At 43.7% G+C, this 20,363-nt stretch carries 23 protein-coding genes and 1 riboswitch; of the genes, 15 read left to right on the top strand and 8 right to left on the bottom strand.

Features of this window, described 5'->3' with window-relative positions:
• Positions 1–29: 29 nt before the first annotated feature.
• From ACPW7N_RS18085 to ACPW7N_RS18070, 4 genes are all read right to left on the bottom strand, one after another.
• Entirely contained in the window at positions 30–374 is a 345-nt protein-coding gene (locus tag ACPW7N_RS18085; RefSeq protein WP_425652512.1) for a YkgJ family cysteine cluster protein, read from the bottom strand.
• A 194-nt stretch (positions 375–568) separates the two neighbouring features.
• Positions 569–1,075, bottom strand: a complete 507-nt coding sequence (locus tag ACPW7N_RS18080) for a CBO0543 family protein (RefSeq protein ID WP_425652511.1) — start codon at positions 1,073–1,075, stop codon at positions 569–571.
• A 96-nt stretch (positions 1,076–1,171) separates the two neighbouring features.
• On the bottom strand, positions 1,172–1,711 hold the full coding sequence (locus ACPW7N_RS18075) for a hypothetical protein (protein ID WP_425652510.1): 540 nt from the start codon (positions 1,709–1,711) through the stop codon (positions 1,172–1,174).
• Between the two features lie 174 nt (positions 1,712–1,885).
• On the bottom strand, positions 1,886–2,461 hold the full coding sequence (locus tag ACPW7N_RS18070; protein WP_425652509.1) for a hypothetical protein: 576 nt from the start codon (positions 2,459–2,461) through the stop codon (positions 1,886–1,888).
• A gap of 168 nt (positions 2,462–2,629) precedes the next feature.
• Here ACPW7N_RS18070 and ACPW7N_RS18065 point away from each other — a divergent pair, with 168 nt between their 5' ends.
• From ACPW7N_RS18065 to ACPW7N_RS18055, 3 genes are all read left to right on the top strand, one after another.
• Positions 2,630–4,135, top strand: a complete 1,506-nt coding sequence (locus tag ACPW7N_RS18065) for a DEAD/DEAH box helicase (protein ID WP_425652508.1) — start codon at positions 2,630–2,632, stop codon at positions 4,133–4,135.
• 181 nt (positions 4,136–4,316) lie between these two features.
• Positions 4,317–4,934 (top strand): LysE family translocator, encoded by a 618-nt coding sequence (locus ACPW7N_RS18060; RefSeq protein ID WP_425652507.1) that lies wholly within the window; start codon positions 4,317–4,319, stop codon positions 4,932–4,934.
• Positions 4,935–5,066: 132 nt separating this feature from the next.
• Positions 5,067–5,303: a hypothetical protein gene (locus ACPW7N_RS18055; protein WP_425652506.1), complete on the top strand. Its 237-nt coding sequence runs from the start codon at positions 5,067–5,069 to the stop codon at positions 5,301–5,303.
• A gap of 70 nt (positions 5,304–5,373) precedes the next feature.
• Here ACPW7N_RS18055 and ACPW7N_RS18050 read toward each other — a convergent pair whose 3' ends face one another.
• Positions 5,374–6,795: an RsmF rRNA methyltransferase first C-terminal domain-containing protein gene (locus ACPW7N_RS18050; RefSeq protein WP_425652505.1), complete on the bottom strand. Its 1,422-nt coding sequence runs from the start codon at positions 6,793–6,795 to the stop codon at positions 5,374–5,376.
• Between the two features lie 84 nt (positions 6,796–6,879).
• On the opposite strand from ACPW7N_RS18050, the gene ACPW7N_RS18045 reads away from it, so the two are divergent.
• The 4 genes from ACPW7N_RS18045 (at position 6,880) to ACPW7N_RS18030 (ending at position 9,977) form a co-directional block, all read left to right on the top strand.
• Positions 6,880–7,638 carry a hypothetical protein gene (locus tag ACPW7N_RS18045; protein WP_425652504.1) on the top strand — a complete coding sequence of 253 codons (759 nt, stop codon included), beginning with the start codon at positions 6,880–6,882 and terminating at the stop codon, positions 7,636–7,638.
• A gap of 21 nt (positions 7,639–7,659) precedes the next feature.
• Positions 7,660–8,604, top strand: a complete 945-nt coding sequence (locus ACPW7N_RS18040) for a methyl-accepting chemotaxis protein (RefSeq protein WP_425652503.1) — start codon at positions 7,660–7,662, stop codon at positions 8,602–8,604.
• 142 nt (positions 8,605–8,746) lie between these two features.
• Positions 8,747–8,956 carry a hypothetical protein gene (locus ACPW7N_RS18035; protein WP_425652502.1) on the top strand — a complete coding sequence of 70 codons (210 nt, stop codon included), beginning with the start codon at positions 8,747–8,749 and terminating at the stop codon, positions 8,954–8,956.
• Between the two features lie 123 nt (positions 8,957–9,079).
• Positions 9,080–9,317, top strand: a riboswitch (cyclic di-AMP (ydaO/yuaA leader).
• Positions 9,318–9,977 carry a 3D domain-containing protein gene (locus ACPW7N_RS18030; RefSeq protein WP_425652501.1) on the top strand — a complete coding sequence of 220 codons (660 nt, stop codon included), beginning with the start codon at positions 9,318–9,320 and terminating at the stop codon, positions 9,975–9,977.
• A gap of 79 nt (positions 9,978–10,056) precedes the next feature.
• Here ACPW7N_RS18030 and ACPW7N_RS18025 read toward each other — a convergent pair whose 3' ends face one another.
• A complete protein-coding gene (locus ACPW7N_RS18025) occupies positions 10,057–10,755 on the bottom strand; it encodes a class I SAM-dependent methyltransferase (protein WP_425652500.1) in 699 nt (232 codons plus the stop codon).
• A gap of 223 nt (positions 10,756–10,978) precedes the next feature.
• Here ACPW7N_RS18025 and hppD point away from each other — a divergent pair, with 223 nt between their 5' ends.
• The 6 genes from hppD to ACPW7N_RS17995 all read left to right on the top strand — a co-directional run bounded on the left by hppD (position 10,979) and on the right by ACPW7N_RS17995 (position 16,708).
• A complete protein-coding gene (gene hppD / locus ACPW7N_RS18020; protein WP_425652499.1) occupies positions 10,979–12,070 on the top strand; it encodes a 4-hydroxyphenylpyruvate dioxygenase in 1,092 nt (363 codons plus the stop codon).
• Between the two features lie 198 nt (positions 12,071–12,268).
• A complete protein-coding gene (locus ACPW7N_RS18015) occupies positions 12,269–13,192 on the top strand; it encodes an AEC family transporter (protein ID WP_425652498.1) in 924 nt (307 codons plus the stop codon).
• Between the two features lie 366 nt (positions 13,193–13,558).
• Positions 13,559–14,572, top strand: a complete 1,014-nt coding sequence (locus ACPW7N_RS18010) for a multicopper oxidase domain-containing protein (protein ID WP_425652497.1) — start codon at positions 13,559–13,561, stop codon at positions 14,570–14,572.
• Between the two features lie 320 nt (positions 14,573–14,892).
• Positions 14,893–15,546 carry a YczE/YyaS/YitT family protein gene (locus ACPW7N_RS18005; protein ID WP_425652496.1) on the top strand — a complete coding sequence of 218 codons (654 nt, stop codon included), beginning with the start codon at positions 14,893–14,895 and terminating at the stop codon, positions 15,544–15,546.
• A 78-nt stretch (positions 15,547–15,624) separates the two neighbouring features.
• A complete protein-coding gene (locus tag ACPW7N_RS18000; RefSeq protein ID WP_425652495.1) occupies positions 15,625–16,086 on the top strand; it encodes a GNAT family N-acetyltransferase in 462 nt (153 codons plus the stop codon).
• Positions 16,087–16,102: 16 nt separating this feature from the next.
• A complete protein-coding gene (locus tag ACPW7N_RS17995) occupies positions 16,103–16,708 on the top strand; it encodes a GNAT family N-acetyltransferase (RefSeq protein ID WP_425652494.1) in 606 nt (201 codons plus the stop codon).
• Here ACPW7N_RS17995 and ACPW7N_RS17990 read toward each other — a convergent pair.
• Both ACPW7N_RS17990 and ACPW7N_RS17985 read right to left on the bottom strand, forming a co-directional pair.
• Entirely contained in the window at positions 16,684–17,169 is a 486-nt protein-coding gene (locus tag ACPW7N_RS17990) for a hypothetical protein (RefSeq protein ID WP_425652493.1), read from the bottom strand. The genes ACPW7N_RS17995 and ACPW7N_RS17990 overlap by 25 nt on opposite strands.
• Positions 17,170–17,275: 106 nt before the next feature.
• Complete coding sequence (locus ACPW7N_RS17985) at positions 17,276–18,607, bottom strand: amino acid permease (RefSeq protein ID WP_425652492.1); 1,332 nt, start codon at positions 18,605–18,607, stop codon at positions 17,276–17,278.
• Positions 18,608–18,749: 142 nt separating this feature from the next.
• On the opposite strand from ACPW7N_RS17985, the gene ACPW7N_RS17980 reads away from it, so the two are divergent.
• A complete protein-coding gene (locus ACPW7N_RS17980; protein ID WP_425652491.1) occupies positions 18,750–19,745 on the top strand; it encodes a Gfo/Idh/MocA family protein in 996 nt (331 codons plus the stop codon).
• A gap of 1 nt (position 19,746) precedes the next feature.
• Entirely contained in the window at positions 19,747–20,286 is a 540-nt protein-coding gene (locus ACPW7N_RS17975) for a hypothetical protein (protein ID WP_425652490.1), read from the top strand.
• Positions 20,287–20,363: the final 77 nt, after the last annotated feature.

Here is a 20,363-nt window from a genome sequence, read left to right as displayed (position 1 = left end):
GCAAGGTTTTTTGTTCCTAAAAAAATTGGTTAAAAATTCTTCCACGTAATATCAATACTTAGCATCCCTACGTGTTTTTCCTTGATCGTTGCCTTATCTTTTGTAGCTAATTCCGGTTTGTGAAAACAAACGAGGTCCTGATGGTAACCAAACATGCGGCAAATGTCAGGACGAGCCGAATGTATCCCGCACTGATCTTTATGTAAGTCATAGAAAATACAAGTTCCGAAAAAACGTGGCTGATTCTCTAACTCATCCCGAATCTTTCGTGGCATGGTTCTGATTTTCTTTTGAATTTTTTTCATTTCGCTCACCGTTACGGGAACAGGACCACAACATAAACCCCTACAACCTTGGCAAGGTAATTCATTCATCTAACTACTTCCCCCTAAAATTTTCATTGAAAAATGGAATGAAAAAACAAAAAAAAGCTACCTTGGGCAGGCAGCTTCTGAAAACTCGATAATTTCATTAATTTACATGTGCGACAAAGTTAGAGTAACAACATGGCTGGATGAATTCCACGCATCCATTACAGTGTCTTAGTAATTATACCATATATGAACAACTATTTCAGTTTTGTAATCGGAACCTGAAAAATAATCAAAAAAATACTGGTTAAAATGAAACTAAGCACCCAGCCCCAAAGCGGACGTTTGTAATGCAGGTACAATATCGAAAAGGTACACAGGTTAAGTAAAATGGACCAGCCAAAGTGCCACCCGTTTTTGTAGCTGATCACTCCAGCTAGGATAGAAATAAACTCTAATATTCCAAATAGGCAAGTCCACAGCACGAAATACAGAGGAAGAAGAGGTTTGTTTGATGGAAGGTAAGTACAAAACAAAATCGTAAAACAGGGGTATTGAGTAAAAATCATGATCAGCGTTTTTATTGTGCCATTGGGAACAAAATAATCGTGAAAGACCCATTGAGGATGGTCGTAAGTAAGTACCAAATGTAATAAGTTGATCGTGATATAAAAAAGAATCGTGGGGTAGTATTCCTGCCAGTTCCTCCAGTTGCCCCATTTCCATGTTGAGAAAATTGCCAAAAGGGAGTATAGATAAACCATTTAAGGCCACCTTTTACAGTGAGAGTAGTATGCAGTTAACATTTTGCTCCACACAGAAGAATGTTATGCTTCCCTAAAAGTTTGACTCATACGGCACTACTCCAGTCTCGCCATGCCAAACGAAATGTCCTCAAAATCGTCTCTGCCATTTGCGTAAAAAACAGATACTCCTTCTTTGGCAACATGAGCAAACGCTACCCGATGATTGAGCCCATCCCAGTCGATTCTATTTTGGCTGTTTGCTTCATTGCTTGCGTATTGACGGGCAGACTCCTGATCATCCCAAATGGTTATGCTTTCTACATTCGTATGTTCACGAAAAACCTGGTTTACGGCACGTAAGCTTTTCAGTTTTCTCTCAAAACTGTTTTCGTACGAGGGAAGAGGTAGATACACCACAATTCCTTTTTTATCTTGGCTATTTGGATAGGTTTGAAGTGGCAAATCACGAATGGATAGAATTGCTTCTAATTCAGCGAAATTGTCTTGCGGTGGTTGAGCAGTCTGAGTTTCCGGTGGAACAATGCTGCTGGTGTCTGTCGGTGAGCTGCAACCACCCAATAGGAAAAGGGCGGATATAACTATACAGGTTGAACTTCTCTTCAACGAAACCGCCTCCAGAATTACACTTGTCATACAAAGGTACCCCCATTTCATAGTTGTTAAGGCGCGAAACAAGAAGAAAGATGTTCATGAACTATTTTAGAATAAGGGTGGTTTTCGATTCCCCTTTTCTTTCAACTCCATTGATTGTCTGCGTTACAGTAAATGTGACGAAGATATACTTTTGTTGTTCGGGTGCTAATTTAATCAATTTTGTATAGTATCCGGTCTTTTTATCATATTCTGTGAAGATTTCCTCATAATTGGTAAATAGCCCATCCGCCTTAAATCGATGTTCAAATTGTTGTCTGCTTGATACCGAACAGAAATATATACATCCTGATCATCATAAACAGTTGCTTCAATTGGGTTGGACATGACATCCAGGATTGCATAATCTAATATTTTTACACTGATACCGCCGACACTAATCCATTGCTTTCCTTTGGAATCTTTCATCGTCATAGTAAAGTGGATATAATACTCTCCTGACTCTTCCGGAATAAAGGAGCCGTATGTATAATATTTAGATCCAATTTGCATGGTTTTCGCATTTTCAATGTCCCAGTATTTTTGGGAATCTACAGTGTAACGAAAACTACTTTTAACAATTTCACCATCAATGGGTGTTACTGCCTTCACATTTACCTTCTTATTCAGCTCCAACTTATTTTTGTTTGTAATGGTTATAATCGTATCAGATGGAGCTGGTGCAGCAATCGAGCTGGGAAGTATAAATATTTGCAAGAAAATGAAGAGAAAACAACACTTCCAAAATTTCATAATGATCCCCCTTGTGAAAAATTGTATCTTTTAAGTTTATCACAATTGGAAAATGTTGGGGTTAATAAGGGATGGAACCAATTTTCTCGATTCTCAACATTTCTTTCCTTTTTGGTGATAATAACGTAGTATAGGTGAAGCGGTCTTTTTAGGGAAGGAAGTGGAACAATGGTGAAATCATTTGAAGAGTTTGGCTTGCGATCGGAAGTTATGCAGGGGATTAAAGACCTTTTTTATAAAGAACCAACCCAAATTCAAGCAGAAGCAATACCGTTAATTTTGGAAGGGAAGGATGTAATCGGTCAAGCGCAGACGGGCACGGGGAAAACCGCAGCATTTGTCTTGCCGATCTTGCAACACTTGCAAATCCAAAAACGGGATATTCAAGCACTCATCCTTACACCAACAAGGGAATTATCCATCCAGATTGCTCAGGAAATTGAAAAGTTGGGCAAGCATTTGGGGGTTAATGCTCTATCATTGCATGGTGGCACAGACATTGAGCGGCAGATGAACAAGCTGGAGAGAGCCGTACATATTGTAGTGGGAACTCCAGGACGAATCTTGGATCATCTTACCCGTGAAACCTTGCATTTTGGACGCATCACCACATTGGTTTTGGATGAGGCTGACAAAATGCTGGAGATGGGTTTCCTGGAAGATGTGGAGAAGATCCTGTCTACTACTTCGACCAACAAACAAGTGCTGATGTTCTCAGCGACCATGCCAGATCAGGTGAAACGGTTGGCTCAGGTGTTTATGAAGCAACCACCTCACTTGAAAATCGAGACAAAACAGAAAACGGTAGAGCGAATCGAACAAATCTACTACCAGATCAACCAAACGGACAAGATGGATGCCCTTCTGGATATTATTGAAGTGGCGAAGCCGTATCTGGCCATCGTCTTTGCCAATACGCAAGACCGGGTGAAGCATCTGACACAGCGTTTGCAGACGGAAGGCTATGATGCCAAGGCGCTCTATGGAGATTTGTCCCAGAAAAAACGCGAGCAACTGATGAAAGAATTCCGCAACATCAAGTTTCAGATTCTTGTAGCTACAGATATTGCTGCTCGTGGTCTGGATGTGGAAGGCGTAACACATGTCATCAACTATGACCTGCCTTCTGATACGGAAAGCTATATCCATCGTGTCGGCCGTACAGGTCGAGCAGGTCAAACAGGGATGGCGATTTCATTCGTTTCGCCTCGTCAAAAGGCAATCCTAACCCGAATTGAGAAAGCAATCAAGACTACGATTGAGCAAAAATTGCTGACACCTGGACGTCATCTAGATGCTGGCCGCAGAGAGCGTTCCAAGGAACGAGAAGAGCATTTTTCTGAGCTTCGCAAGCAAAAAGTAGTCGAAAAAGAAGCGGAGAAGAAGAAAAAAGAGACTCCGTTAAAAGAAGCGCTCAAGAAAAAATCAAAAGTAAAACCGGGCTATAAGAAAAAACTCGCTCGTGAAGCTGAAGATCTGCAAAAGACATACGACCAAAGCATCAAACGCCAAGAGGCGATCAAAGCAAGAAAAGAAGCCCGTGCAAAAGCAGCACAAGAAAAGGCAAACAAAGCTAAAGTTGGACAGCAGACGAGAACGGGACAGACCCGATCAGGGCAATCGAGATCAAGCCAGTCTCGATCAGGTGCGCCTACTGCAGGAAGAAGAAAGTAAAAAACAAAAAATCGTAAGCGATGCAAAACCCTTTGCCGATGTGGCGAAGGGTTTTCTTTGTTTAAAAAATAAATGTTTTATCACATTAACTTAAAAAATTATCGAATCAAGCTCTAAGTATATAAAATATTTATACAAACCATTATAATGGCAAAAAAACGCAGGAGAGGGATGACTGCAAATGGAGGGAATCATCAGTTTCGGTGAAGGGCTTTTATTTGGGATGTCTCTGCAATTATCCATCGGCCCCGTATGCTTGACTGTTTTACAGCTTGCCATGACGGAAGGCTATAAAAAAGCGTTGCAGATGGTGCTTGGTGTAACGATCGTTGATGCTCTTTACATCGTAGCGGCCAGTCTTGGAATGGATCGTCTATTGGAGATAGAACAACTGCGGAATTTACTCGTTTTGTTGGGTGGGGGACTTCTCATTTATTTTGGAATCAGTTATCTTCGCTCGGCAGGAAAAGCTTCCCATCATCGTTTGGTTAAGGGTAATCCGTTCTGGTATGGAGTTGTGCTGACCCTCACCAACCCGTTGACGATTCTGTTTTGGGCGGGCATCTTTGGAGCATTGCTGGCATCTTCCCACATGAACAATGTGCAGATTTTCTCTCTTCCCTTATTTTCTCTAGGCTGCGTTTTTTCCACACTTCTGTTCTTGTCTCTCATTGTCTATATTGGGAAGACGCTCTCATTTTTGTTTCGACCTGCCGTTCAAAAGATATTTCATCTTCTGCTAGGTCTAGTCTTTCTCTTCTTTGGCTTACGCATGTTGCTGCTAACATTCGACAAATAATTAGAATCCCTTGTGGCGTTTTTCCCATAATAGAAGTAAAATTACTTTTAGTAGTTTGGGAGAATTGGGAAACGGGAACTAGAAAAAATAGAGAGTACAACAGGACCGTTATTACAAGGGGAGAGATTGTCGATGAGCGAAGAAGTTTGTTCGGTCTGCGGATGCCCGAAACCATCTAACCTTGATTATTGTACGTTTTGCAATGACAAGGAAAAGAGTGAATATAAACTAGTAAAGGACTTTCTCAGATCCAATCCGAATTCAAATGCCATGCAGGTGGCGAATGCGACAGGAATCTCCGTTTCGAAAATAACCAAGTATTTGCGAGATGGATTACTCTATCGAAGTGATGATAGAAGAACCAGATAAGCGTAAAAAGACCTACGATCCAATCAGAATCGTAGGCCTTTTTTTTTTCAAAGCTGTCAGGTAGAGTACTCTACAGCCAGCGAAGCCCCTTGGGGTAATGATTTTTCAATTGTCCATCCACCATTTTTCCCCATCCGAGTGAAAATCCGTCGACTGTAACCAACGTCCAGCCATTTTTCCCGGAAACGGTAACACTTTCTCCTTTCAGATAGCGCAGTAGCATGGGATCATCGGCACTAAAGTTAATCGAGCGGGAAACATCCTCTTTTCGTAGCGCTAACGCAAGTGCATGAGAGGGTTCCATCCGGTTTTTTTTCACTGTGCCCAGATGCCAGCCCGCGCGGACAATTTTCAACCCTTCCAGAGGCAACTGTGCTTGAGGAAGGTGGTACAACTGTTCACCGAATAAGATTAGAGAATCAGGGGAGACACGGCCTTCCAGACTAGCAGCAGCATCCTTGGCGAAAGTAGCCCAAGCAGCAAGTGCTTCTTTGGAAATTGCAGCCGCTTGCTTTCCTTGCTTTTTGCCTTTCTGTCGTTTCGAGCCTGCCAGTCTTTCAGCAGATTCCGTCTCTTCCAGTGATTTGGTCAGTTTGGCTACGAAGTGACCTTCGCCTTCTAATAAATGCGGCCAGAGACGTGCCGACTTTGCCAGACTGGGGTCCGCACCAGGTGCCCAATCAGGATGTCCTGGTGAGAAACAGGAGGCATGTGGCACGGTCTCGATGACGTATTCGGGGTGAGCATCAAGGAACTTCGCAAGGGTGATCTCATTCTCCAACGGTGCAAAGGTACAGGTAGAATAGACCATAGCTCCACCAGGCTTCAGCATGGCATGTGCTGCCTCAAGAATATCCACTTGCATCAGATGACATTTAAGCACTTTGGCTTCTGACCAGTCATCGATGGCTTCTGGCAGCTTCCGAAACATTCCCTCTCCCGAACAAGGAGCATCGACCAGGATTCGATCAAAAAAGTGCGGGAAAAACATCGCCAATCGCTCCGGTGTTTCATTGGTGACAAGCGCATTGGTTATGCCCAGACGTTCGATGTTTTCAGAGAGAGCCTTTGCCCTGATGGGATGGATTTCGTTAGAGATGAGAAGTCCCTCACCTTGCAGTGCTGCTGTCAGTTGCGTTGATTTCCCTCCTGGAGCGGCACACAGATCAAGCACAACTTCTCCCGGTTGGGCGGCGAGCGCCGCAGCTACAGACATGGCACTTGGTTCTTGTAAATAGTAGAGACCTGCTGAGTGGTAGGGGTGTTTCCCTGGACGATCCTCCCCTGAATAATAGAATCCCTCCGCACACCAGGGAACGGGGCGCAGTGAAAAGGGAACCATTTCTCGAAGAAGTTCTGTATCAATCTTTAATGGATTCACCCGCAGGCCATGCCAGGCAGAATGGCTGTAGCTGTCGTGAAATGTTTGATACTGCTCTCCTAGCAGTTGTTGCATTCGATTGATAAATGGAACGGGTAATTGACGTTGCATATAAGCCTCCGTAACAAGGGTATCGAAATAGAGGAAAAATGAAGAACCATGTCGAAGATCACATGTATGTGAGGTGAAATTACCTTGAAAGTATCCCGTGTCGAAAAACATAGAACCCAAAAGCGCGTGGATGGAGACGTGAGCCTTTTTTGGATAATGGGATTGCTTTTTTCTGTCTTCGTACTTTTGTTTGAGTTCTTTATAAAGATACCTGAGCAAGCCGAATGGTTGCAAGAGATGGAAATGGCACTGTTCAGTGCAAGCTTTACCCTGCTCGCTTTCTACCTGCTTGGACTGACGTTTGTTTTTTCACGGCAAGAGGAAGCAGGTCTGGTCAATCATCAAATCATCATCTATGTATGGTTGGGAGCCATTTTGTTTCACTTGTTTCTCATGATCTATAACGTGGGTAATGAACATGTCTACAAGGCCGGCATCATTCTTTTTTTGGGCCCGCTGTTTCTCACCATTTTTCATTTTATCACGTATCTCGCAGCTTTGCGTGAATCTCGCAGGCAAGAGAGTCTGGCTACTTCTGCTTCCTATGAACGAAGCGCCTACCAGTACATTTTAGAGGCAACGAAGGTACATAGTGAAATTGTCCGTCTCAAGACCTTGTACCCAGAAGTCGATCAGATGCTCAATGCAAATGAATTTCATGGAAAAATGGATCGGTTTATTCTTGAAATGCAACAATTCCTGCAAGCAGAACGGTTTGAACGCAAAGATGTGGAAATGTTAGAAGGTCATTATTATTTCCTGGAAAACTTGCTTACTCTTGCGAAACAACATCCAGGAGTGATGGAATCAAGAGTTTTTGGGCATCGAGATGTGCAATCGTAAATATATATTGGAGGGACCAGTATGTTTTGGAAAAAGAATAAAAGTGTGGAAGCAGAAGTAGCAGCAACGATTCAAGCACCGACGCCAGTGGTAAATAATGCTGAAAAGGAACTCAAAAAAGAGATACAAAGCCAGTATGAACGAATGGGCAGAATTATTCATCAGCACGGAATCGTAAACAATCAACATGGAGAGCTTGCCAGACTAACCAATCGGGTGAAAAATACGGTTGAACAGATTCAATCCATTAGCGAAGCATCAGACCAATCGGCCAACCAGTTATTCGCACGAGGCGAGAAGTTAACCGGGATCTCCAATCAATCGGTCGTCCGCTCTCAGGAAGGGAAAAAGGCGTTGGAGGATGTGGTTTCTGTCATAGCTACATTGGAACAGGAATCCGCTCAAAGCTCGCTTTCCATGAGTCGTCTGGAGGAACGTTCCACCGAGATTACCAGCATCGTTCAGGTAATCAGTGATATCGCCAGCCAGACCAATTTGCTTGCTCTCAATGCGGCAATTGAAGCAGCTCGTGCAGGAGAACAGGGACGTGGTTTTGCGGTTGTTGCCGATGAGGTTCGTAAATTGGCAGAAATGACGGCGAATTCTACGAAAAGCATCGCCCAACTGATTGAAACCATCCAGCAAGAGACCAAGGTTGCACTGTCCAATTCTGAAAAAAGCACTACCGCTATCAAGAGTGGTTTAACTATTACAAAAGTTGCATCCGAGAAAATGGATGAAATCGTAGATGCATTTGGCAAAGTAAGTGAAGAGGTTGGCGGTGTAATGACGATCATCCGCAACCAGAAAGCACTTGCTGATGATATTGCCGAGCAGACCACCCAAGCCAAGGGATTGCTTGATGAAGTGCACGACCAAATTGTCCTGCATGTGAAAGAAGCAAGCGTAGTGGACGAAGCATTGGAAGAGAGCGTCAAAGAACTGAAGAATATGCTTAAAGGATAATCGAGGTAGTGATAAAGGACTATTGGCCAGATTTGGGGCCGTAGTCTTTTTTTTGTAAAATTACCTTCAAATCTGTATTGAAACTACCTCAAGAATAAGTTATGGTTATTCGATATGAAATTCTCAAAAAGGTGTGGAATAAATGATCAAGACGATACAGATTAACGGCACTCCGGTTTTGTTTGTGGTAAATAAGGACTACTTCGTTACCAGTCAAACCGGACGGACAATCAAGGGAAAACTAACAGAGATCGGCTCTGAATCATTACAGTTCGAATGTCCCATTCCTGGGGGGAAAGTTCAGCGACAATCGATCGAGATCAATCAAATTGTGGAAGCGAAGAAATTTTAGTCAGTCACTTCAGGTTCCATCATTACCATATTTTGATCATTTGCGTGCTGGTAACATTATGCTAACTTGAATAGAGTACCGCGATCATATCCAACTTTTTGGAAATCGTCGGTACGTTTTTGCAAAAAAAATTAGCCGAAACTTGAAAAAGTGCGGGGGACAAGCATTCGTTCAGTGGCAATCACTTGAGCGGATGCAAATAAGGATTTCTGCTTTTTGAAATCCTTTGGGGTGAATTGCGATAAGATCAAATTCAAAAAGGAGGATGTTTTCCGGACTTTTTGAAATTCCTCTTATGCAACGGGTTACTCCTTAATCCGAATCCGACAGCTAACCTCGTAGGCTCAGGAGGAGAGTATAATTGAAGAAAAGCTTTTCCAGAACCCTGCTTGCAGTAAGCTTGGGGTTGTTACTCACGGGCATGTCATCCAGTGCATTTGCTGCTGAAGACACGCATGTGATCGCAAAGGGAGATACCTTCTGGAAAATCTCCAAGTTGTATCAGCTTTCACTGAAAGAATTGTTGAAAGCAAATGACGAGAAAGACCCGAATCGACTTGTTCCTGGAGCGGTTATTCAACTTCCAGAACAGCCAAAACAACAAGAAGTGCCTCAGCCAAAGGCGCTATCAGCAGAGAAAAAGGAACAAGCAGCGAAAGCCGTACCGACCGTCACCACTTATGCAGGAAAGACAGTCCACTATGAACGGATAATTGCTGCCAAAGCAACAGCTTATACAGCATCGGCCGCCGAGAACGGAGGCTACGCTGGGCGGGATTATTTCGGAAACCAACTAAAAGTGGGAAGTATTGCAGTCGACCCATCTATTATTCCACTAGGTTCTACCGTTTACATAACGGGGTACAAGGCGAATCCAGTGATTGGCAGCGGAATAATGGGGAAAGCCGTGGATATCGGAAGTGCGGTAAAAGGCCCTAAAGTCGATATTTTCATTCCAGGTTTGGAACATGCGATTGATTTTGGGATTCAAAACGTAAAGGTCTACGTTTTGAAAAAGTAACAAATGACAAAATGAAGCCCACCTCGACTGTGCGAACGTACAAGTCGGGTGGGCATTTTTTTTCGTATGTAACAAACCTTCAAGAGGAAACTTTTCGTAACGCAAGCAAAGTCAAAAAGCTGAGCGCCTGCTGAAGCTCTAGTGACAAATGTTCGGCAAGCTCAGGAGTTACACCTTCTTTGTACACGGGCTGTTCTACAATCAATTCAAAACCATTTTCCAGTGCGAGCTGACTGGCTTCCCATGGCATCAAGGTGTTTTGGATCGTAGGTTCACCGTACAGTCTGCGATAACTGTGTGTCCGTGGCGCAGCGGTCGGGCCAAGGATGCCTAGGAGCAATACTCCACCTGGTTTCAACAACCGTGACAATTCGTGCAATGTGTAGAGAGGAGATTCTGTCCATTCAATTACGTTAATTGCCAGTATACCGGCAAAGGAAGATGAATGATAGGGCAACTGAGTGACGTCACCTGTGTCGAATGAAAGAGCAAGCTGTGGCTGAAACCTCTCTCTGGCAAGCTCCACCATTTCCTCTGACAAATCTACCCCAGTAACTGTATACCCTTGCACCGCCAGTTTCCAACTGCCATAGCCATCTCCACAACCAGCATCAAGAACAGCCCCTGATTCAGGACGAACCAGCTTTGTAAAGAGGGGGAGTACTGTTTTACGGCTGCCGGATTCCCACATATTTTCGCTGCGAGAATGCCAATCGGCGGCGTTGTGATTCCATTGCTTTAGAACACTCGAATTCCAGTTGCTTTTTTTACTTTGCATAAAGTGGCTCCTTTCAATGGTCAGCAGAAATGGAGAATAGCAATAATTCAATCATACCATAGATTCCCATTTGTTTTGGAGTGGTTTCAAGAGTGGCGTAGAATACTAGAGGACTTCTTTAATGGATAAAAGCTTTTAAGCGTCACCCCACACTCTTGCACTGGTAAGCGCTTCCATTATAATTGTAAGAAAAATGTGATATTTATCACAGGAGGCTGAGTGAATGAGCACAACTGACTTTTTTCCAATTCAGGATTGGGATTATGTGGAGCTATATGTAGGCAATGCCAAACAGGCTATGCATTTCTTCACGAAAGCATTTGGCTTTGAAGCGTTTGCCTATGCCGGTTTGGAAACAGGCTCTCGTGAAAAGGTTTCCTATGTACTGAAACAAAATCACATCACCTTTGTCCTGTCCGGCGCACTTGCCCCAGAACATCCGATTGCTGAATTCATCAGGAAACATGGTGAGGGCGTAAAAGATATCGCTCTTCGTGTCGAAGACTGTGAAAAAGCATTCCATGAAGCAGTAACTCGTGGAGCCATTCCAATCAGTGAGCCAACCGAATACTCGGATGAATTCGGAACAGTGAAAAAAGCTACCATTGCCACGTATGGTGACACCATCCACTCGTTTATCGAGAGAAGCAACTACAAGGGAGCGTTTTTCCCCGAATTCAAGGCATATGAATCGCCTTTCAAGGGAGAGAGCACGGGTTTGATTGGCATTGACCACATTGTCGGCAATGTAGAGGTGATGGATGAGTGGGTTGGCTATTACGAAAAAGTCATGGGCTTTACAGCTACTCAAAACTTCGATGATGACGATATCTCAACCGAATACTCTGCCTTGATGTCCAAAGTGATGCAAAGTGGTACTGGACGGATCAAATTCCCGATTAACGAGCCAGCAGAGGGACGACGCAAATCTCAAATTCAGGAGTTCCTTGACTTCTACAAAGGACCTGGCGTCCAGCATATTGCTCTTTTGACCAACGATATTGTCGATACTGTCTCCAAGCTGCGTGCCAACGGAATTGACTTTTTGTATGTGCCTGATACCTACTATGAGGAATTGCAAGAGAGGGTAGGTGCCATCGAAGAGAACATGGAGCAACTGAAAGGGTTGCGCATTCTGGTTGACCGTGATGATGAAGGCTATTTGCTTCAGTTGTTTAGTAAGCCGCTGGTCGACAGACCGACCCTGTTTTTTGAGATTATCCAACGCAAAGGAAGCAGACGTTTTGGTAACGGAAATTTCAAAGCGCTGTTTGAAGCATTGGAGCGTGAGCAGGAGTTACGTGGAAATTTATAAAGGAGCACAATCATAAGAGAACACAAGCCACCAGGGGGTAGCCAATCCATTCCTGGTGGCTTTTTTTGGGTTTTGACAGAAAATTTAATGAATTTAATGCAATTAATAGAACTTATTCATTTATCGTGTTTCTCTTTCCCGCTTTCCGCTAAAATGACAGAACAAAACCATTTCAGTCATAGGAGAGGGGAGAAAGCCTTGGAAGTATTAGGACTTATCGTTTTAAATGTCATTTTGCCCGTCTTCGCACTCATCGTAGTAGGCGCTTTTCTCCATAGAAAATTTTCCTTTGATATGAACACCTTGTCAAAACTAAGCAATTACTTCCTGATGCCAGCGATTGGCTTTGTCAATGTGTACGAAAGCAAAATGGCGGGAGAAATGCTGGTTGCCATTATCGGTTTTTTACTCCTGCAAAATCTGTCGCTCATGATTCTGGCTCATGGAATAGCCAAAGTGGCAAGATTTGATAAAGGTCTCTCCGCCACATTTAAAAATAGTGTGGTACTCAATAATTCAGGCAACTTCGGGCTTCCTGTCAGCCAGCTTGTTTTTCAAAACAATCCGGTAGGAGCATCGATTCAGGTCATCGTCATGATTTTTCAAAATCTCATTACGTATACATACGGATTGCTCAATTCCGTTTCGACACAACACAGCCAGACTTCCAAGATCATCACCGAGTTCCTGAAACTGCCGATCCTGTATGCGTTATTGCTGGGGTTACTTTGCAACTACTTCTCGATAACGTTTCCTTTATTCATCTGGAACCCGATTGAAAATGTAGCGAACGCATTTCTGGCAATGGCACTGCTGACTTTGGGAGCACAGAGCGCCTATTTGAAAATAACCCGTATAACATTGCCGCTGTTTCTCAGTTTGACGGGCCGGCTGATTCTTTCCCCAGTCGTTGCCTTTATCCTGATATACTGCTTACGGTTAGAGGGAACGGTTGCACAGGCGTTGTTTATTGCCAGTTCATTTCCTTCATCGAGGAACAGTGCCCTGTTCGCCTTGGAATATAACAACCACCCTGAATACGCTGCACAAACCGTTTTGCTTTCTACTCTAGTGAGCAGTATCACGGTGACAGTCGTCGTATATTTATCGAATAATTTGTGATAAACGCTTGAGAAATCAGGCGTTTTTTTGTTGTGTTTCACAAGTTTGCCAAATTTAACGCATAAAAATGTCACGTGAAAATTGTTACGAAACCGTGAAATAGTGACATTAATCATCAGTTTTGAGTAGATATCAACATTTCTAAGATGGTTACTAAAAATAATGTTCGGTTTTTGCTTGAAAAAATTGTCGAACTTGTGAAAAAGATAAGAGGCTATTTACCTGTTTGTGTATACTTTTTGACAACCAAAAAAGCTGTGATTTTTGTTCCATGTACATGTAATCGGGTTGAGGTAGATTTAACTTGTGAAACGCTTTCAGCCCTAATCTAATCCATAATTTCAAATTTTTGAGAGGATGATTGTAATGAAGTACGGAAAACATCTTGGACTGTCTTTTGTAGCTTTAACACTCTTGCTTGCTGGTTGCAATAGCAGTCAAGTCGCTCAAAAACAAGAACCAGCAGCAGCACCGACACAAGCAACAGCAGCGGCAGCAACAACAGAAAAACCGAAATTGGATCAACCTCCTGTGCCAATGAAAATTCAGCGTGAAGGAAATGTCGTCAACATCGAGATGACTGCGCAAATCACGAACGTTGAGATTAACAAAGGTGAAATGTACAATGCATGGACTTTTAACGGTACTGCTCCAGGACCAGTTGTTCGTGTGAAAGAAGGAGACATCATCAACTTCACTCTAAAAAATATGGACCCAAGCATTCCTCACTCCATGGACTTCCATGCGGTACATGCAGCGCCAAGCAAAAAATTCATTGATGTAATGCCAAATGAAAGCGGTACTTTCACATATCCAGCGAATCGTCCGGGTGTATTCATGTACCACTGTGGTACTAAACCAGTTCTTGCTCACATTGCAAACGGAATGTACGGTGTCATCATCGTAGAACCGAAGAATGGCTATCCAACGGATAAAGAGATTGATGTTGAGTATACACTTGTTCAAAGCGAATGGTATAAAGAGAATGATTTGAATTCCTTTATGAATGATGTTCCGAAATATGTTGTATTCAACGGAAGTACGTTTGGTTTGAAAGAGAAGCCTTTACTTGCTAAAGTTGGTGACAGAGTTCGATTGTATGTGAACAATGTTGGACCGAATGAGGTTTCTTCCTTCCACGTAGTAGGTACGATACTTGATCGTGTATACCTTGATGGTAACCCTGCCAACATTCTCACAGGTATGCAAACTGTAATGTTACCAGCTTCTGGTGGAGCAGTTGTTGAATTTACTGTAACTGAAGAAGGCGACTACTCAATCGTTACTCACCAATTCAACCATGTTCAAAAAGGTGCTTCAGCAATTTTGCGTGTAACAAAAGACGGCAAAGATAACAACACAGCACCAATGAGCCACTAAAAAAATCACTTCAAGATGCCTTAGCCTGGGGAACCCCTCGCTGAGGCATCTTTCTTTTGGGCTTTTCTATAGACAATCAAACTGATCTATATCAAAATAGTAGCAATGGAAAGAAGTCTGAATTTTTTACACTAATCCTCCTAAATGGTCAGTATGCACAGAAAACAGTTCAATCAAGTGAGAGAGAAGGTGATACCTGTGAACATGAAGGTAGAGTTGCTCGTCGGAAACCAGGTTTCGTTCGCACAATCGCCCCCTTATACCTCCTAAAAAGGACACAAGAAATAGGGGCTGACCACCCCTAAAAGGGGGAACCATTGATGGGTAAAAAGTTCTTGCTTCACCCGCTCACGGTACGATACGGCGTTTTCATGCTGGGATTGGCCGTCATGGGGTATGGAATCGGAATGATGATAGAAGCCAATCTGGGCGTGGCTCCATGGGATACGTTGCATATTGGATTACAAAAGACGTTTGGACTGACCATCGGCATCTGGTCACAGATCGTCGGGTTGACCATTATTATTGCGTCCTATGTGATTGGCAGGATCAGACCAACCATCGGCATGTTTTTAAACATGTTTTTCTTCGGACTGTTTATTGACTTGTTCATGTGGCTGGATTGGATTCCGACCGGTGACACCGTAATCGAGCGCATTGTCATCTTTACGGCAGGGCTGCTCATCTATACGTTTGGCACAGGAATGTATATCTCACCTCGAGTGGGAGCAGGACCACGTGACAGCTTTATGCTGGCGCTTCATGAACGAATGGGTTGGGGCATCGGCAAAGTCAGGGTCGGGATTGAATGCACGGTTACGTTAGTGGGCTTTTTGTTAGGTGGCCCAGTTTCGTTTGGGACACTGGTTACGGCACTGGCGATCGGACCATTAATCAAGCAGTTTATCCCGCTTTGGGAGCGAATGATGGCCAAACCGTACGGAAAAGTACAGAAGGAACATCTGACTCACTAGCAGCTCAAGTAGAACCACCACGTCAGCAGTCACTTGCGTGGTGGTTTTTTACATTCAAAATCAGAGGGGGAAGAGTGTATGGTATTGATTCGTTTGGCAACGGTTGAAGACATTGAGCAACTGACCCAAATGCGTTGGGATTATTCTGAGGAAGAGAAGCGGCCGAATTCATCTACCTATGAGGAGTTTTATCAAGTATGCAGATCATTTTTGCTGAATGCTTTGACTAGTGGAAACTGGTTTATCTGGGTTGCTGAGACTGAGGGCGTGATCGTGTCCCATATGTATTTGCAAATCATTCATAAAGTCCCCAGACCAGGGCAATCTCCAGACCCTTATTTCGGCTATGTGACCAACGTTTACACACGCCCGGGATATCGAAGCCAGGGTATCGGAAGCAGTATGCAGACAGCGATCGAAGAGTGGTCAAAACAAAATGATGTAGAGTTTTTGATTGTATGGCCGAGCCAGAAAAGCGTCCCGTTTTATGCGGCCAATGGTTATGCCAGATGTGAAGAAGCAATGGAAAAGTTTTGGTGAGGAGGAAGGTCAAAAAATGATCCCTACAATTGAAACGGAACGAATGATCCTTCGCCCTTTTATCTTGGAGGACGCGAGTACCGTTCAAGTACTGGCTGGCGATAGAGAAGTCGCAAAAACGACTTTACATATCCCTCATCCCTATCCAGATGGAGCGGCAGAGCAATGGATTGCCAGACATAGTCACACTGCCACCAAAGGAGGAGGATATGTATTTGCCATCACAAAACGGCCATGGCCGTTTTGTCGACCGCAAGCGGTCATATCTACTTTTATGAAAAACGTCGAGACGTTTTTCACAGAAAATCATACGTCTGAATTAATGGGTTGCATCAGCATACTGATCGATCAGGAAAACCATGTAGGGGAACTGGGGTATTGGCTAGGCAAACCTTACTGGCAAAACGGCTATACAACCGAGGCAGCCGAGCGAGTGCTCCAATTTGGTTTCGAAGAACTGAAATTGAACAGGATTTACGCATGTGCCATGCAAAAAAACAAAGCATCCACGAGCGTGATGCAAAAAATCGGATTGAAATATGAAGGAACAATGGCACAAGCCGTTTATAAATGGGGAGTCTATGAAGATGTCTCTATCTATGGTCGTGTTCGATCTGAGTAATGGGCCCGGATGTTTTTTCGATTAAACAGCTTGGCCGTCCCGACACATACAAGCACCGACAAAGGGAAGGTCAACAGATACATATTCGTAAAGTAAGGCACTGCTTCCGCACTGACAAACATCATGACAGCCTTCCAAGTGACGATACCATCTCCGCCACCGTCACCACCAGTTGCAACAAAGAAAGCACCGATCAAAAAAATCAGGATTTTTTCTGACAGGGCAGGAACAAGGCTCATCCAAAAAGCAGCTTTCTCGATCGGGTATTCTTGAGATCTTGCAGCAAATAGCCCACCAATCACATAAGGAACGACGACCATTACCGAACCGAGCACGAGCCCAGAAACATCCCGGTGCTGGTCAATGGGTAAACCGATGATTCCCATATAGGTCCACGAGCTACAAAACAAAACAACAAAATAGGACACGGTAATTACAAACCAGCCGTCTGTTGTTCTCATCAATTCCACTTCCTACTCATTTTTCTAAAATATGTATCCAGTATAACATAGACAAAGAAATAGCCCCTTCAACGATCAGAAGGGGCATTGGATATTGGTTGATGTTTTACAAAGGCTTTGTCTTTCTAATCAACGAGAGTACTACGAGAAGCAATAATACGCCAAAGCACACCACCGTGCTGATCAAATTGTTGAGATCAGTTAGAATCGCAAACATAATGATTACTAGAGCTGCTATTGTCATATAATTGCTATAGGGAAACAGTCGGACATGGAACAACGGTAATTTCGTATAAGATTTACGCAGCTTGATCTGAGCCAGACAGATCGTAATCCACAAGAGCAGCGTGACAAAACCTGGTATACCCATCAGGTAAGCAAATACGTTGGATGGGGTCAGATAAGCTGCCAGTGCCCCGATAAACAGACACAAGGAGCTGATAGCCAGTGCGTTTACAGGCACCCCTTGTTTGCTCAAACGGGTAAATGAATGGGGAGCTTGCCCGTCCGTAGCGAGCGAATAAAGCAGTCGAGTTGTTACGTACATCCCTGAGTTGGCAGCAGAGACAACGGCGGTAAACATGATGAAGTTCATCACATGAGCAGCGCTGTCTAGTCCGAAGGCAGTCAATACTTGCACGAATGGGCTGCTGGCTTGTCCCAATTCATCCCACGGCACTAAACCGCAAATAATCAAGAGTGGCAGGATGTAGAACAGCGCAACACGAAAGACAACGCTTTTAATGACCTTGGGCAGTACTTTTTGTGCGTCTTTGGTCTCAGCGACGGTGACACCAATCATTTCCGCACCACCGTACGAAAAGAGTACAATCAAGAGAGAAGTTAGCACGCCACCCCATCCATTCGGCAAAAATCCACCGTGTGCCGTGTAATTGGCAAAAGGAGAAGTTGCCCCGGTTGAAGGTCCGAACAAAAGATACCCACCTAGCAAAATGAAAACAACAAGGCAGAGAACTTTGATGCCTGCCAACCAGAATTCCAATTCACCGTAATTTTTTACATGGGTGATATTGAGCAAAATCAATCCGGCTCCAACAAGCAAGGCGAGCAACCATAAGGGTGTAGAGGCAAACCAGAATTGCAAAAATGAACCGGCAGCAACGATCTCAACTGCCATGACCAACACCCAGTTAATCCAGTACATCCACCCCATGATGAACGAGACTTTAGGACCCAATGCTTTCTGAATCAGTTTTCGAATGTCGAGCGAGGGATAGGCAGAAGCCATTTCGCCAAGTGCACTCATCACCACCAATAGCATAAGTCCGCCGATCGCATAGGCAATGACAACCCCGGGGCCTGCAATCGAGATCGATTCAGCGCTTCCCTTGAATATACCTGTTCCTATCATGCCGCCGATAGCCATCATTTGGATATGGCGTGGAAGTAAGCCTGTTTTTAATTGTTGTGTAGACATAGTGAATTCTCCTTGTGCTTTGTTACATAAAAGCATAACAGCATAAAAGCACAAAAGTAAGTAGTATTTAAAAAGTTTCAATAGAGGAATAATTCACTATAGTTAGTCAGAAAGAAAACAAAAGAAAGAGGGTAGGAAAAACATGATTCGATTCGGCGTTATCGGAACCAACTGGATTACAGAGGAATTGATCCATGCAGCAAGTGAAATAGAGGATTTTTCATTGACCGCAGTCTATTCCAGAACGGAAACGAAAGCGAAGGAATTCGCAGCAAGGTTCAACGCTCCTCATGTATATACAGACCTCGATACCATGGCCAATAGCAGTGAAGTGGACGCAGTATATATCGCAAGCCCCAACTCGCTCCATGCAGAGCAGGCAATCACGTGCATGAAACACGGGAAGCACGTACTTTGTGAAAAACCGATCGCTTCGAATGCAAGAGAGGTTCAGGAAATGTTTCGAGTCGCCAGAGAGAACAATGTTCTATTGATGGAAGCGGTCAAATCTACCATCACACCGAATTTCCGTGCGATCCAGGCTAATTTGCACAAGATCGGCAAGCTCCGTCGTTTTACCTCCAGCTTCTGTCAATATTCCTCTCGCTACGATGCCTATCAGGCAGGGACGATCTTGAATGCGTTCAATCCGGCCTTCTCAAGTGGTTCTTTGATGGATATCGGGATGTACTGTGTCTATCCGATGGTTGTGCTGTTTGGCAGACCTTCTGGTATTCAAGCAAGCGGTTTGCTGTTGGAATCGGGAGTGGATGGACAAGGAAGTATGCTCGTGAAGTATGAGGACAAAGATGCTGTACTGATGCATTCCAAGATAACCAATTCCAACCTGCCCTCAGAAATTCAGGGAGAGTTAGGCACCATTGTTATTGATAAAATCAGTAGCCCGAATAAAGTAGAAATACGATACAAGGACGGAACACTGGAAGACCTTACCCAGCCACAGGTGCCTCGGACAATGGTCTATGAGGTAAGGGAATTTATCGAGTTGATTACCAAAGGCGAGGTAGAATCGCCAACCAATTCCTATCGTAACTCCTTGATCGTCATGGAAATCCTGGATGAAGCAAGAAAACAGATGGGAGTAGTGTTTCCTGCTGATAAGAGGTCAGGAGAATGATATGGCAGGAAACATTCTGTATATCCCTTTAAGCATCATCATTTTGACGGTACTCCTGATTGCGGCGGTAGTAGTGCGAGTGAAAAAGGGGAAGATTGCGCTACGTAAATTTTTGCTGATTTGCCTACCAGCATTCTTGGTTTTACAAGTGTATTTCTGGAATCATGCAGTCAATAACTATGTGAAAAGCTTCTTGTTTCCGAGTAAAACCTTTACGTGCAACTACAAAGAGGACATGAAAAATTTGCATATTCCTCTCCCAAAAAGAACGGTATTTCATGGGAAAGAAGATGGTTGCTCGCCGTTCTACACCACGTACGCAGATATTGGAGAGATCACTTCGTTCTACGAAGAAGAACTGCAAATAATGAAAAATAGAAATGAAATTTTGAATTACCATTCTATCGAACGAGATAGTGGCTATTGGGCAGAAGAAAAAGGATTCATACTTGAACTTTTATCGGGTGCTGAAGTGGAAGTAATCATATACCGAAGAAATGAGACAGATCGTTGGACAATAAAAATTAATGGAAATGAATAAGCCGTTTCAAGGAACGATCTGTTATAATATTGTTTGGGGTAGAACCCTTTATTGTTCCATTCAGGAGGTTTATTCTC

This window comes from Brevibacillus nigriterrae (assembly GCF_049846925.1).
Lineage (GTDB): Bacteria > Bacillota > Bacilli > Brevibacillales > Brevibacillaceae > Brevibacillus_H.
Note: the sequence above shows the minus strand (reverse complement) of the source record. Positions and strands in the feature narration are given on the sequence as shown.